Genomic DNA, 13187 nt, shown 5'->3' with positions numbered 1-13187 from the left:
TTCACGAGCCCGCCATCAGCCCCCGGGTCGCCCGCAGCGTGACCGTTGCGCGCCCGGGACGTGTACGCAAGCCATACGAAGACGAGGACGGACCACCGATGAACACCCTGGACGCGCTGGACAAGCAGTCGCTGCGTTCCGACATCCCGGACTTCCGCCCGGGCGACACGCTCAAGGTGAGTGTCCGCGTCATCGAGGGCAACCGCGAGCGCAACCAGGTCTTCCAGGGCGTCGTGATCCGCCGTCAGGGCGGCGGCATCCGGGAGACCTTCACCGTCCGCAAGGTCTCCTTCGGCGTCGGCGTGGAGCGCACCTTCCCGGTGCACTCGCCGAACATCGCCGGGGTCGAGGTCCACAAGCGCGGTGACGTGCGGCGCGCGAAGCTGTACTACCTGCGCGACCTGCGCGGCAAGAAGGCCAAGATCAAGGAGCGCCGCGAGAACCGCGAGACGGCCTCGGCTAACTGAGTCACAACCCGGTTACCGGTAGCCTGACGACGTGGCCGAACCCGTGTCCCAGAACGCACCTGAGGATGACCCCGATCGCTCCGAGGAGGACCAGCCGAGGCGGTCCCGCTCCGAGGAGCGCGGGGGGTCCCGAAGGCGGCGAGCCAAGCCCGCCAAGAAACGGTCGTTCTGGAAGGAACTGCCGATCCTGCTCGTGATCGCCCTGGTGCTCACGATCCTGATCCAGACATTCCTCGCGAAGGTCTTCATGATCCCCTCGGGGTCCATGGAGGCCACCCTGCACGGGTGCCCCGGCTGCACCGGTGACCGGATCCTCGTCGACCGGGTCACCTACGACTTCACCGAGCCCTCCCCGGGCGACGTGATCGTGTTCAAGGGCCCGCAGGCGTGGATCAACAACGAGATCGCGCCGCAGGAGTCGAGCAACATCATCGTCCAGGGCCTGCGTGGTCTCGGTTCGCTGGTCGGGTTCGCCCCGCCGGACGAGCGCGACTTCGTCAAGCGGGTGATCGCGGTCGGCGGCCAGACCGTCCAGTGCTGCGACCCGCAGGGCCGCGTGATCGTGGACGGCAAGGCGCTCGACGAGCCGTACATCCACTGGGAAGACCCGTCGGTCCAGGAGCAGCGGGCCTTCGACCCGGTCAAGGTCCCGGCCGGGACGGTCTGGGTGATGGGCGACAACCGCAACAACTCCGACGACTCCCGGTTCCAGGGCGGCGGCGGCGTCAACGGCGCGGTGCCCGTGGACAACATCATCGGCAAGGCGCGGATCATCGTCCTGCCGCCGGGCCGGTGGGGTGGCATCACCGACCACAACCCGCAGGAGTCGGCCCAGCCGGTGGCGCTCGGCGCGCCGGCCTGGCAGAGCGGGCTCCCGCTCGGCGCCGGCATCGCGATGGCCTGGCCGGCGCTGTTCTTCGGGCGCAAGTTCAAGTCCGGACTGCTGCGGGCGGCCGGGCGGAAACGCTAGCCACCCCGATCCGTGTCGGCAGACGGGTGATCCAGCCTTGACCCTTCCCGTTCCCCTCACCGCGGCCGAGCCCATCCGGCCGCCGCGGGCCGTGGTGCGCGGCGACCTCTTCTGGGGTCTGCAGGGCGCGCTCGACCGCCGTGGCCTGGGCCCGGTCGCCGGCGTCGACGAAGCCGGCGCCGGCGCCTGCGCGGGCCCGCTGGTGGTCGCCGCCTGCGTGCTGAAGCAGGGCGACGCGAAGCTCACCGAGCTGACGGACTCGAAGCTGATGACGGCCAAGGCGCGCGACCGCGTCTACGACCTGATCCTCAAGCGCGCCGTCGACTACTCGGTGGTCGTCATCCCCACGGCCGAGGTCGACCTCTACGGCATCCGGGTGATGAACCTGGAGGGCATGCGGCGCGCCGCGGCGGCCTTGCGGGTGTCCCCGGGGTACGTCCTCACCGACGGGTTCCGGGTGCCGGGCCTGACCGCCCCGAACGCGGCGGTGATCAAGGGCGACCGTTCGGTGGCGTGCATCGCGGCCGCGTCGGTGCTGGCGAAGGTGACGCGGGACCGCATCATGGCGGGCTACCACGACGACCTGCCGCACTACGGTTTCGACGTGCACAAGGGGTACAGCACGTCCGATCACCTGGCGGCGCTGCGGGAGCACGGCCCGAGCGACGTCCACCGCTGGTCGTACACGAACGTCGCGACGGTGGCCGTCAAGCACGGCCTGCGGCCCGCCCGGCCGGTCCTGCTGACGTATGCGGCACTGGAAAAGGCCATGGAGTCCGGGGGCGCCGCGGACCTGGCCGCGGTCCTCGACGAGGCATTAGAGCCACAACTCAGCCTGCCGCTGCGTGCCCCGGCCGCGGGTGTGGGTCACAATGAACGCTCCGCCGGCGGAGCAGCAGCACGATCCCGAGGAGGGGCGCGGATTTCATGAGTGCGGAGGATCTCGAGAAGTACGAGACCGAGATGGAGCTCTCGCTGTACCGCGAGTACCGCGACATCGTCGGCCAGTTTTCGTACGTGGTGGAGACCGAGCGGCGGTTCTACCTGGCGAACGCGGTCGACGTCCAGGTCCGCGACGGCGGCGGCGAGGTGTACTTCGAGGTCCGCATGTCCGACGCGTGGGTCTGGGACATGTACCGGCCGGCCCGCTTCGTCAAGCACGTCAGGGTCATCACGTTCAAGGACGTCAACGTCGAGGAGCTCGACAAGCCCGACCTGAGGCTCCCCGAGGACGGCCCGTTCTCGGGCTGACCACGGCTTTCTTCCCGCGCCGGCCCGTCGTTTGACGGGCCGGCGCGGTTTTTCGGCAGGCGTGCCCAGGCGGGGCTGCCGCGTCCGCGGTGGGTGAGTAGGCGTCGCAGCGCAGTTTCTTCAGGTGCTGTCGCCGGCCGTCCGGCGGTGCCAGGTTCAGGTCGTCTGCCACACCCCGAACGCGCCGGTCCGTCGTCCGACGGGCCGGCACGGGTCGTTTTCCCGGTCGACGCGCGTAGCACAGCGGGCCGACATTTCGCGCGTCCCCGCGCCCTCCGGTGGACCGGTTGTCCACATCACCCCGGTTGTCCACAGTCCGGCGATCCGGGGCTGGTTCCCCCGCCCCACGCCCTGGCATCGTCGAATGCACACGCACCGTGATCGCCGGGACCGTCCCGGTGACGAGTGCCGGCGAGGGGGCGAACACGATGACGGGCACCGACCAGCTCGCGAAACACCGCCAAGACCTGGGCGCCTGGGGTGAAGACCTGGCGGCCCGGCACCTGCGGGAGCGCGGCCTGGTGCTGCTGGGCCGCAACTGGCGCTGTCGCGAGGGCGAGCTGGACCTGATCCTCACCGACCGGGCCCGCGTGGTCTTCTGCGAGGTGAAAACCCGCACGGGCATCGAGTTCGGCCTGCCTTCGGAGACGGTCACGGAAGAGAAGGCGGGCCGGGTCCGCCGAGCGGGCCAACGCTGGTTGCGCGAGCACCGGATCGGCTGGTGCCCGGTCCGCTACGACGTCGTGACGGTCCTGGTCGAGCCGGGCGCGGCCGCCCGCGTCCAGCACATCGAGGCGGCGTTCTGATGCCCATCGCCAAGGCCTGGTCGGCCGCCCTCCTGGGGATCGACGGCCGAGTCATCGAAATCGAAGCCGACCTGGGCGGCGGGCTCAGCAGGGTCACGCTCGTCGGCCTCCCCGACGCTGGGCTGCGCGAGGCGAAGGATCGTGTCCGGTCCGCGATCCGCAACTCCGGGCAGCCCTGGCCCGACGGCAAGGTGACCTTGGGCTTGTCGCCCGCGAACCTCCCGAAGGTGGGCTCGGCGTACGACCTGGGCATAGCAGCGGCCGTCCTCGCGGCAGAGGGTGCCGTCCCGGCGACCCGGCTGCTCGGCACCGTGCTGCTGGGCGAACTCGCCCTGGACGGCCGGGTCCGCGCCGTTCGCGGCGTCCTCCCGGGTCTGCTCGCGGCGCGTGCGGCCGGTTACGAACGAGCCGTCGTGCCCGAAGACTCCCTCGCGGAGGCCTCGCTGGTCGATGGCATCGATGTCGTGGGCGCGGTTCACCTGCGTGATCTCGTGGCTTGGCTGAAGGACGAAGCCGAGCTGGCGAGGCCGGCGCCGCTCCGCCCGGCACCACCGCCGCCGATTCCGGACCTCGCCGACGTCGTGGGGCAGCCGGAGGCGCGCTGGGCGGTCGAGGTGGCCGCGGCGGGTGGTCACCACCTGCTGCTGACCGGACCGCCCGGAGTGGGCAAGACGATGCTGGCGAAACGGCTGCCCGGCCTGCTCCCGAGGTTGTCGTCCGAAGAGTCCCTGGAGGTCACGGCGGTTCATTCGGTCGACGGCTCGCTGTCGAAGACCTCGCCCTTGGTGGTGGTGCCACCGTTCGTCGCCCCGCACTATTCGATCTCCATCGCGGCGCTGATCGGCGGTGGCAGCGGGATCGCCTCGCCCGGCGCGATCAGCCGGGCCCACCGCGGCGTGTTGTTCCTGGACGAAGTCTGCGAGTTCGGCGCGCAGTGCCTCGAATCGCTGCGGACCGTCGTGGAAGAGGGCGAGGTGCGGATCGCCCGGGTCAAGGGGGCGATCACCTACCCGGCGCGGTTCCAGCTCGTGCTGGCCACCAATCCGTGCGCGTGCGCGCCGCCGAAGGACGCCGACTGCGTGTGCTCGCCGGCCGCCCGCCGTCGGTACCTCGGCCGGCTCTCCGGACCGCTGCTGGATCGTGTCGATCTTCGGGTGCGGCTGCAACCTCTCAGCGCGATCAGCGCACACGACACCGGCACGGCCGAGTCGTCCGAAACGGTCCGCGCCCGGGTGCTCGAGGCGCGTGAACGCGCCGCGACGCGGTGGCGCGAGCACGGCTGGCTGGCCAACTCGGAGGTGCCGGGGCCGGCGTTGCGGCGCCAGTTCCCCCTTCCCGTCGATGCCACGGTGCTGCTCGACCGTGCCATGGAGCGTGGCGCTCTGAGCGGGCGCGGAGCCGACAGGTGTCTTCGCATCGCCTGGACCCTGGCCGATCTCGACGGCGAGGAGCGTCCCGGCGTCGATCAGGTCGGTTCGGCGCTGGCCTTCCGCGAACGGGTGGCGGCGTGAAACCCGACGAACTGCGCCAAGCCCGCGCCTACCTGCTCCGCGTCACCGAACCACCCGCGGCGGCCGTCGCGGCCTTCGTGGCCCAGCTGGGCGCCATCGAGGCCGCCAAGCGGGTGCGACAGGGCGACTGCCCGCCCGAGGTGCGCAAAGCGACCGAGGCCCGGCGCGCCCGCGACTTCGTGGACCAGGACTTCGCCCGGGCCACCGCGGCCGGCGCGCGGCTCGTCATCCCGGAGGACGACGAGTGGCCGGCCTGGCCCCTGCTCACCCTGGACCTCGCCGCCCGGCGGGGCGTCACCGAGGCGGTCGCTCCGCTGGCCCTGTGGGTCGCCGGTGAGGTCGCTCTGGGCGTCGCCGCCGATCGGGCCGTGGCCGTTGTCGGTGCGCGGGCCTCGACCCCGTACGGCGAACACCACGCGGCCGAGTTCGCCTACGGGCTGGCCGCCCGGAAGGTGCCGGTCTTCTCCGGCGCCGCCTACGGCATCGACGGCGCCGCCCATCGCGGAGCGCTCGCCGCCGACGGGGTCACCGTCGCGGTGCTGGGCTGCGCCGTCGACGTCGGCTACCCCGCCGGCCACGTCGCGCTGCTGAACCGGATCGCCGAACGCGGTGGCGCGGTCGTCAGCGAGTACCCGCCCGGCACCCGGCCGGCCCGGCACCGCTTCCTCGTCCGGAACCGGCTCATCGCCGCCCTCACCGAGGGCACCCTGGTCGTCGAAGCGGGGCTGCGCAGCGGCGCCCGCAACACCGCCGGCACGGCCGGCGCTCTCGGCAAGGTCGTGATGGCGCTGCCCGGACCGGTCTCGTCCGCGATGTCCGCGGGGTGCCACGAGCTGATCCGCGACGCCCGGGCCACGCTGGTCTCGAACGTCGACGAGGTCCTCGAAACCGTGGGCCGCTTCGGCATCGCCGAGGACACCTCGGCCCGGCCGAAACGCCCGACCGACCGGCTGGGACCCGAGGCGTTGCGGACGTACGAGGCACTCGCTGTGCGTGCCGACCGCACCGACACCGAGATCGCGGCCGAATCCGGGCTGCCGCTGCGGAAGGTGCGGGCGCTGCTGCCGGCTTTGGAGATCGACGGATTCGCCGTCCGCGGCGACACCGGCTGGCGACGACGGAGGGAAAGCGCGTGAAAGCCACGAAATCCGGGCGAAATCGTCGAAGATGTTCGGCCGGTCCGGTGTGCCCGCGTGGCGATCCTTGACCGGCGGCGGATGTTCGCGCAGCGTGACATCATGCCGCCACCACGCTCCGGCCGTGCTCGCCGTCCGGACCTGCGCGCGCTCCGGGCCGCCCTGCCCGAGCCGGCGCAGGCCGTCGTCACCGGCTACGAACGGCACCTCGGGCTCGAGCGGGGCCTGTCCGCGCACACCGTCCGCGCGTACGTCGGCGATGCGGTGTCGTTGCTCGGCTTCGTCGTGGACAGCGGTGGTGCTGCTGGTTGTGGTGGGCAAGGCGCGCTCGCGGACCTCGACCTCGCCCGGCTGCGGGCGTGGCTCGCCGCGCAGCAGTCCGGTGGGGCGAGCCGCACCACGCTCGCGCGGCGCGCCGCCTCGGCCCGGACCTTCACCGCCTGGGCGCACCGCACCGGCGTCCTCGCCACCGACCCCGGCGGCCGGCTCGCGGCCCCGCGGGCGCACCGCACCCTGCCCGGGGTGCTGCGCGCCGGGCAGGCGGACGAGGTCATGCAGGCGTCGGCGGCCGGGGCGGCGGAGCGGGATCCGGTCGCGCTGCGTGATCGCGCGATCGTCGAGCTGCTCTACGCCACCGGCATCCGCGTGTCCGAGTTGTGCGGACTGGACGTCGGCGGGGCGGACTTCTCCCGTCGTGTCGTGCTGGTGCTCGGCAAGGGCGGGAAGGAACGCGTCGTCCCGTTCGGCGTCCCGGCGGCGGCGGCGCTGGCGGACTGGATCGACGAGGGGCGGCCGAAGATCGTCGCCGAAACCGCCGGTGACAGCGTCGAGCCCGCGCTTTTCCTTGGCGTCCGGGGCAAACGCGTCGACCCGCGCGCGGTCCGGCGGGTGGTGCACGACGCCGTGTCGGCGGTGCCCGGAGCGACCGACATGGGGCCCCACGGCCTGCGGCATTCGGCGGCGACACATCTGCTCGAAGGCGGTGCCGATCTCAGGAGCGTTCAGGAACTGCTTGGTCACGCTACGCTTGCCACGACGCAGCTCTACACTCATGTGACCGTCGACCGGTTGAAAGCGATCCATGACCGAGCGCATCCCAGGGCCTGAGGCGGCCCGGGAAGCCTCGCCGGGGTCGTCACCAGCGGGCCCGGCGGCGCACGCGCATCCGCACGAGCACGGAGACGACACTGAGCCGCATGCCGAGAACGACTGTGCAATGACCGCAGGACCGCACGTGACCGAAGCCGCCGGAGTGACCACTCACGGTGAGACAGCCGTGCCCGCGGAAACGCGGGCCGGCCACGAGGTCGACGCCGGGATCGCGGCGCTGTGGCGGCAGTTCGCCGACAGCCCGGACCAGGCGTCGCGCGATCGGCTCGTGCTGCACTACGCCCCGCTGGTCAAGTACGTCGCGGGCCGGGTCGGCACCGGCCTGCCCACCCACGTCGACGTGGGGGACCTCGTGCAGTCCGGCATCTTCGGGCTGGTCGACGCGATCGAGAAGTTCGACCCCGAGCGCGGGCTGCGCTTCGAGACGTACGCGATGCAGCGCATCCGCGGCGCGATCCTCGACGACCTCCGTTCGCAGGACTGGGTGCCGCGGGCGGTGCGCAGCAAGGCCAAGGAGGCGGAGCGGGCCATGGAGCGCCTCGGCGCCCGCCTGAACCGCACCCCGACCGACGCGGAGCTCGCCGCCGAGCTCGGCATCGGCCTCGACGACCTGCGCGACTTCTACGGCCAGCTGCAGCTGACCAGCGTCGTCGCGCTGGAAGACCTGGTCGCCGCGGGCAAGGACAGCGGCTCACTGGTCGACACACTGCCCGACGACGACGCCGTCGACCCGGTCGCGGTGCTCGTCGACCAGGACAACCGCCGTCAGCTCGCGCAGGCCATCGCGCAGCTCACCGAGCGGGACAAGATCGTGGTCAGCCTCTACTACTTCGAGAGCCTGACCCTGGCCGAGATCGGCAAGGTCCTCGGCGTCACCGAGTCGCGGGTCAGCCAGCTGCACACGCGGGCGGTCATGCGGCTGCGGGCCAAGCTCGTCGAGCAGACCGGCGGCTGATCAGGCCCCACCGCCCCACGGCTTGAGCCGGTACTCGCCGACCTCACCGGTCAGGGCGAGGGGATCGATGTACTCGTCGCCGCGCCGGACGCCCCAGTGCAGGCAGGCCGCGACCAGGCACCCGGGATGCCCGGCGAGCACGGAGCCGAGCACCTGCCCCCGATAAACCTGATCACCGACGGCGACCTCGGGAGCAACGGGTTCGTAGGTGGTGCGCAGCCCCCCATCGTGGTCGACGGAGATGACGGGCCGCCCGGCGACGAGCCCCGCGAAAACGACAACACCGGCATCGGCGGCGAGCACATCCTGCCCGGGCACGGCGGCCAGATCGACCCCACGATGCCCGGCGCCGTAGGGCGTCTCGGGAGCGTCGAAGTACTTCGCGATCACCGGAACGGGTGATAAAGGCCAGGCCAGCCGAGCCTGCCGCCCAGCAGGCGTCGACAGGGTGGGGGCAGCGCCGAGCGCACCCAACGGCTCGAACCCGATGTCCGACCAGCCACCGGCCAGGTCGACAGCCTGACGAACCCCGGTCGAGTCCGGCCGGTCGAAGCCCGCATCGGCAGGGGCCGGGCGACTGAAGCCCGGGTCGTTCCAGGTCCCGATGGCCGCGGTCAGGTCGGCTGGCCAGGGCTCGGTGCCTGCCGGCCCCGCGTCGGCCTGTGACTCGGCGGCCGCCGACCACCTCGCTGGCCAGGGCGCGGCTCCCACCTGCCCGTCTCCCGGCGCCACGTCCGCCCATGGCTCGGTGGTCGCGGACCGGGCTGCCAGCCAGGGCTCGGCGCCCGCAGGCTTGCCTCCCGGCTCCACGTCGGCCGGCGGATCGGTGGCCGCGGTCCGGTCGGCTGGCCAGGGCTCGGTGCCTCCCGGCTCCGCGTCGGCCCGCGACTCGGTGGCCGGGGACCGCCCCGCCAGCCACGGCTTGGCGCCCGCCTGCCCACCTCCCAACCCCACGCCGACCCACGGCTCAGCGGCCATCACCACACCATTCGTCCACCCCGCCGACCACCATCTCCCCACCACGAATCCGGGCGGTTCCAAACCACCCACCCAAGCGCCGCACAGCCCCATGACCAGGGCGAACAACACCGCGACCCCACCTCGCACCGCGCTCCGGCGGCGACTGATCAACTCCATCTCCCCAGCCTGCGACGCCGCGGGCCCGGATGGGGGCCCGCCGTCGAATCTGTGGACAACCCGGCCCGCCGAGGCGGCGCTGTGGACAACTCGGCCGCCGGTGGGGGAGGGGCTGGTGGCAGGGGGTAGAATCTTTTCCGCGGTCCGCGTGAGCGGGCTGACTTCGCGTGCACGTGCGCGTTCCCCCGGCTTCGCACCACCAACCGGGCGATTCGCACGGTGTCCGGCGGTCCCTGAAGTACTTGCTCCAGGGTCCGGACACCGGCACGGGCACCAGGGCGAGCGGCCACCCGGCCGCGAGCGACAAAACCGAGCAGCGCGGCGGGTCCCAAGCACCCCGGCGCGCACGACACAGAAGAGGTTGATTCCGGCAATGGCCGTCGTCACCATGAAGCAGCTGCTCGACAGCGGCGTGCACTTCGGGCACCAGACCCGTCGGTGGAACCCGAAGATGAAGCGCTACATCTTCACCGAGCGCAACGGCATCTACATCATCGACCTGCAGCAGACGCTGACCTACATCGACCGTGCCTTCGAGTTCATCAAGGAAACCGTCGCGCACGGTGGCACGATCATGTTCGTCGGCACCAAGAAGCAGGCTCAGGAAGCCATCGCCAACGAGGCCGCGCGCGTGGGCATGCCCTACGTCAACCAGCGCTGGCTCGGCGGCATGCTGACCAACTTCCAGACCGTGCACAAGCGCCTCCTCCGCCTGAAGGAGCTCGAGTCCCGCGAGCAGACCGGCGGCTTCGAGGGTCTCACCAAGCGCGAGATCCTGACGCTGACCCGCGAGAAGGACAAGCTCGAGAAGACCCTCGGCGGTATCCGCGACATGGCCAAGGTGCCGAGCGCGGTGTGGATCGTCGACACCAAGAAGGAGCACATCGCCGTCGGCGAGGCTCGGAAGCTGAACATCCCGGTCGTCGCGATCCTGGACACCAACTGCGACCCGGACGAGGTCGACTACCCGATCCCGGGCAACGACGACGCGATCCGCTCGGCCGCGCTGCTGACCAAGGTCGTCGCCGAGGCCGCGGCCGCCGGTCTGATGGCGCGCTCCAGCCGCAACGGTGCTTCGGCCGACGCCAAGCCGGAGCCGGGTGTCGCCACCGACGAGCCGCTGGCCGAGTGGGAGAAGGAGCTGCTCGCCGGCTCCGAGACCGCCTCCGCCGACGCGACCGAGGCCGCTGCCGCGACCGAGGCCGCCACCGAGCAGGCGACCGCCTCCTCCTGATGACCGACCGTCCGTGCGGCTGGCCCCGTGGGCCGGCCGCACGGGCGTAGCAACCCACAGACTTCCTGCAAAGGACGGATTTACCAGAATGGCGAACTACACCGCCGCTGACGTGAAGCGCCTGCGCGAGATGACCGGCGCCGGCATGATGGACTGCAAGAAGGCGCTGGAGGAGAACGACGGCGACTTCGAGAAGGCCGTCGAGTTCCTCCGGATCAAGGGCGCCAAGGACGTCGGCAAGCGCGCCGAGCGCGCCACCGCCGAGGGCCTGGTCACCGGCGATGGCGGCGTCCTCATCGAGCTCGACTCCGAGACCGACTTCGTCGCGAAGAACGCCGACTTCCAGGCGCTCGCCGCGAAGATCGTCGAGGTCGCGAAGTCCCTCAAGACCAACGACGTCGAGGCGCTCAAGGGTGCCGAGCTCGACGGCAAGACGGTCAACGAGGTCGTACAGGAGCTCTCGGCCCGCATCGGCGAGAAGCTCGAGCTGCGCCGCGTCGTGGCCTTCGAGGGCCAGACCGCGACCTACCTGCACCGCCGCGGCTCCGACCTGCCGCCGGCCGTCGGTGTGCTCGTCGAGTTCACCGGTGACGACAGCGAGGCCGCTCGCGGCGCCGCTATGCAGGTCGCCGCGCTGCGCGCGAAGTACCTGACCCGCGACGAGGTGCCCGCCGAGATCGTCGAGAACGAGCGCTCCATCGCGGAGAAGACCGCTCGTGAAGAGGGCAAGCCGGAGCAGGCCCTCACGAAGATCATCGAGGGCAAGGTCAACGCGTACTACAAGGACAACGTCCTGCTCGAGCAGCCGTCGGTCAAGGACAACAAGAAGACCGTCAAGGCGCTCCTGGACGAGGCCGGCGTGACGCTGACCAAGTTCGCGCGTTTCGAGGTCGGCCAGGCCTGATTCCAGGCCAGGGCGTAGGTTTCACACCCACAGTGCCCCGTCTCCGTCCATCGGGGACGGGGCACTGTCGGGTTTGGACAAACAGTTTAGGCAAGTTTCAAGCGGTCGAGGGGCCTAGGAGGCGACATAGATGGGTGACCGGGTCGAAGGTGGCTACCGGCGGGTGCTGCTGAAACTGGGCGGCGAAATGTTCGGCGGTGGTTCTATCGGCGTCGATCCGGATGTCGTCCACTCGGTCGCGCAGCAGATCGCCGACGTCGCCCGCACCGGCGTCCAGGTCGCGGTCGTGATCGGCGGCGGCAACTACTTCCGCGGCGCCGAGCTCTCGCAGCGCGGCATGGACCGCGACCGCGCCGACTACATGGCGATGCTGGGCACCGTGATGAACTGCCTGGCGCTGCAGGACTTCCTGGAGAAGGAGGGCCTGCCCACCCGCGTGCAGACCGCCATCACGATGGGCCAGGTCGCCGAGCCCTACATCCCGCGCCGCGCCGAGCGGCACCTGGAGAAGGGCCGCGTCGTGATCTTCGGCGCCGGGGTCGGCATGCCGTACTTCTCCACCGACACCGCGGCGGCGCAGCGGGCGCTCGAGCTGGGCTGCGAAGCCGTGCTGATGGCGAAGGCCGTCGACGGCGTCTACACCGCGGACCCGAAGGCCGACCCCACCGCCGAGATGTTCCGCGAGATCACCCACCGCGAGGTGCTGGAGCGGGACCTCAAGGTCGCGGACGCGACGGCGTTCAGCCTCTGCATGGACAACAACATGCCGATCATCGTGTTCAACCTGCTCACCGAGGGGAACATCGCCCGCGCGGTGAGTGGTGAAAGAATCGGCACGTTGGTCAGCACCCCCGCCGACGGGGTGCCGGCCTAGACCTGCTGGGATCAGCAAGCGCCACCCATCACAACAACGGGAGTAGCCGTGATCGACGAGACCCTCCTCGACGCCGAGGAGAAGATGGAAAAAGCGGTGTCCGTCGCCAAGGACGAGCTGACTTCGGTACGCACCGGGCGGGCTTCCTCGACGATGTTCGCGCGGATCGTCGTCGAGTACTACGGCTCGCCGACCCCGCTGAACCAGCTGGCCAGCGTGAACGTGCCGGAAGCCCGGATGGCGCTCATCAAGCCCTACGACCAGACGCAGCTCGGCGCCATCGAAAAGGCGATCCGGGAGTCGGACCTCGGCGTGAACCCGAGCAACGACGGCCAGGTCATCCGCATCGTCATCCCGCAGCTCACCGAGGAGCGGCGCAAGGAGATGGTGAAGGTCGCCAAGGGCAAGGGCGAGGACGCCCGGGTCTCGATCCGCAGCATCCGCCGCAAGGCCAAGGACGAGCTGGACCGCATCGCCAAGGACGGCGAGGCCGGTGAAGACGACGTGGCGCGCGCGGAGAAGGAACTGCAGAACCTGACCGACACCTACGTGCACAAGGTCGACGAGCTGGTCAAGCACAAGGAAGCCGAGCTGCTCGAGGTCTGATGGCACAGGTGAGCGAGGAACGCGAGGACCGGGTGGACGCCACCGGAGAAGAACCGGCGGCCGCTCCCGGAACGCCGGGGCCGGCCGACACCGGCGCCCCGGCCGCGCCGGAGTTCCCGGGGACAGCCGGGGCGGCGGCCACGCCGGCCACGCCGGAGACTCCGGGCAGGAGCGCGACCTCGGGTGCCGGCCGCAACCCGGCCGCCGGAACCGCTGCCGCGGGCGC

The 13187-nt window shown here is 71.2% G+C and carries 14 protein-coding genes; 13 read left to right on the top strand and 1 reads right to left on the bottom strand.

Annotated elements, in window-relative coordinates; translation table 11 throughout:
- Positions 1–98: 98 nt before the first annotated feature.
- The 9 genes from rplS to M8542_RS17465 all read left to right on the top strand — a co-directional run bounded on the left by rplS (position 99) and on the right by M8542_RS17465 (position 8206).
- Positions 99–467, top strand: a complete 369-nt coding sequence (gene rplS, locus M8542_RS17505) for a 50S ribosomal protein L19 (protein ID WP_257921235.1) — start codon at positions 99–101, stop codon at positions 465–467.
- Positions 468–498: 31 nt separating this feature from the next.
- Positions 499–1437, top strand: coding sequence for a signal peptidase I (lepB, locus tag M8542_RS17500; RefSeq protein ID WP_257921234.1), 939 nt, complete (start codon positions 499–501; stop codon positions 1435–1437).
- A gap of 91 nt (positions 1438–1528) precedes the next feature.
- A complete protein-coding gene (locus M8542_RS17495; RefSeq protein ID WP_257921474.1) occupies positions 1529–2368 on the top strand; it encodes a ribonuclease HII in 840 nt (279 codons plus the stop codon).
- The gene (locus M8542_RS17490; RefSeq protein ID WP_003096226.1) at positions 2365–2688 is read left to right on the top strand and encodes a DUF2469 domain-containing protein; all 324 of its coding nucleotides are present in this window, start codon (positions 2365–2367) and stop codon (positions 2686–2688) included. Before M8542_RS17495 ends, M8542_RS17490 begins: the two co-directional genes overlap by 4 nt.
- A gap of 428 nt (positions 2689–3116) precedes the next feature.
- Positions 3117–3494 carry a YraN family protein gene (locus M8542_RS17485; protein ID WP_257921233.1) on the top strand — a complete coding sequence of 126 codons (378 nt, stop codon included), beginning with the start codon at positions 3117–3119 and terminating at the stop codon, positions 3492–3494.
- The gene (locus M8542_RS17480; protein ID WP_257921232.1) at positions 3494–5005 is read left to right on the top strand and encodes a YifB family Mg chelatase-like AAA ATPase; all 1512 of its coding nucleotides are present in this window, start codon (positions 3494–3496) and stop codon (positions 5003–5005) included. Before M8542_RS17485 ends, M8542_RS17480 begins: the two co-directional genes overlap by 1 nt.
- Positions 5002–6141: a DNA-processing protein DprA gene (gene dprA, locus M8542_RS17475; protein WP_257921231.1), complete on the top strand. Its 1140-nt coding sequence runs from the start codon at positions 5002–5004 to the stop codon at positions 6139–6141. Before M8542_RS17480 ends, dprA begins: the two co-directional genes overlap by 4 nt.
- A 102-nt stretch (positions 6142–6243) precedes the next feature.
- A complete protein-coding gene (locus tag M8542_RS17470) occupies positions 6244–7248 on the top strand; it encodes a tyrosine recombinase XerC (RefSeq protein WP_257921473.1) in 1005 nt (334 codons plus the stop codon).
- A gap of 109 nt (positions 7249–7357) precedes the next feature.
- A complete protein-coding gene (locus M8542_RS17465) occupies positions 7358–8206 on the top strand; it encodes a FliA/WhiG family RNA polymerase sigma factor (protein ID WP_257921230.1) in 849 nt (282 codons plus the stop codon).
- Here the strand turns inward: M8542_RS17465 and M8542_RS17460 are convergent, their stop codons facing one another.
- A complete protein-coding gene (locus M8542_RS17460) occupies positions 8207–8680 on the bottom strand; it encodes a M23 family metallopeptidase (protein WP_257921472.1) in 474 nt (157 codons plus the stop codon).
- Positions 8681–9716: 1036 nt separating this feature from the next.
- On the opposite strand from M8542_RS17460, the gene rpsB reads away from it, so the two are divergent.
- The 4 genes from rpsB (at position 9717) to frr (ending at position 12961) form a co-directional block, all read left to right on the top strand.
- Complete coding sequence (gene rpsB, locus M8542_RS17455; RefSeq protein WP_257921229.1) at positions 9717–10577, top strand: 30S ribosomal protein S2; 861 nt, start codon at positions 9717–9719, stop codon at positions 10575–10577.
- A gap of 88 nt (positions 10578–10665) precedes the next feature.
- Positions 10666–11481, top strand: a complete 816-nt coding sequence (tsf, locus tag M8542_RS17450) for a translation elongation factor Ts (RefSeq protein WP_257921228.1) — start codon at positions 10666–10668, stop codon at positions 11479–11481.
- Positions 11482–11611: 130 nt separating this feature from the next.
- Positions 11612–12355, top strand: a complete 744-nt coding sequence (gene pyrH / locus M8542_RS17445) for a UMP kinase (protein ID WP_003065595.1) — start codon at positions 11612–11614, stop codon at positions 12353–12355.
- Between the two features lie 48 nt (positions 12356–12403).
- Complete coding sequence (gene frr / locus M8542_RS17440; protein WP_086855890.1) at positions 12404–12961, top strand: ribosome recycling factor; 558 nt, start codon at positions 12404–12406, stop codon at positions 12959–12961.
- Positions 12962–13187 lie beyond the last annotated feature (226 nt).

The organism is Amycolatopsis iheyensis (genome assembly GCF_024703995.1).
Taxonomy (GTDB): domain Bacteria; phylum Actinomycetota; class Actinomycetes; order Mycobacteriales; family Pseudonocardiaceae; genus Amycolatopsis; species Amycolatopsis iheyensis.
This window is presented reverse-complemented; position numbering and strand designations above follow the sequence as displayed.

Bases quoted from the DNA above. Each gene is read 5' to 3' on its own strand.
- M8542_RS17485 (WP_257921233.1), top strand. From the start codon at position 3,117: ATGACGGGCACCGACCAGCTCGCGAAACACCGCCAAGACCTGGGCGCC.
- M8542_RS17470 (WP_257921473.1), top strand. From the start codon at position 6,244: ATGCCGCCACCACGCTCCGGCCGTGCTCGCCGTCCGGACCTGCGCGCG.
- tsf (WP_257921228.1), top strand. From the start codon at position 10,666: ATGGCGAACTACACCGCCGCTGACGTGAAGCGCCTGCGCGAGATGACC.
- rpsB (WP_257921229.1), top strand. From the start codon at position 9,717: ATGGCCGTCGTCACCATGAAGCAGCTGCTCGACAGCGGCGTGCACTTC.
- rplS (WP_257921235.1), top strand. From the start codon at position 99: ATGAACACCCTGGACGCGCTGGACAAGCAGTCGCTGCGTTCCGACATC.
- M8542_RS17490 (WP_003096226.1), top strand. From the start codon at position 2,365: ATGAGTGCGGAGGATCTCGAGAAGTACGAGACCGAGATGGAGCTCTCG.
- M8542_RS17480 (WP_257921232.1), top strand. From the start codon at position 3,494: ATGCCCATCGCCAAGGCCTGGTCGGCCGCCCTCCTGGGGATCGACGGC.
- pyrH (WP_003065595.1), top strand. From the start codon at position 11,612: ATGGGTGACCGGGTCGAAGGTGGCTACCGGCGGGTGCTGCTGAAACTG.
- M8542_RS17465 (WP_257921230.1), top strand. From the start codon at position 7,358: ATGACCGCAGGACCGCACGTGACCGAAGCCGCCGGAGTGACCACTCAC.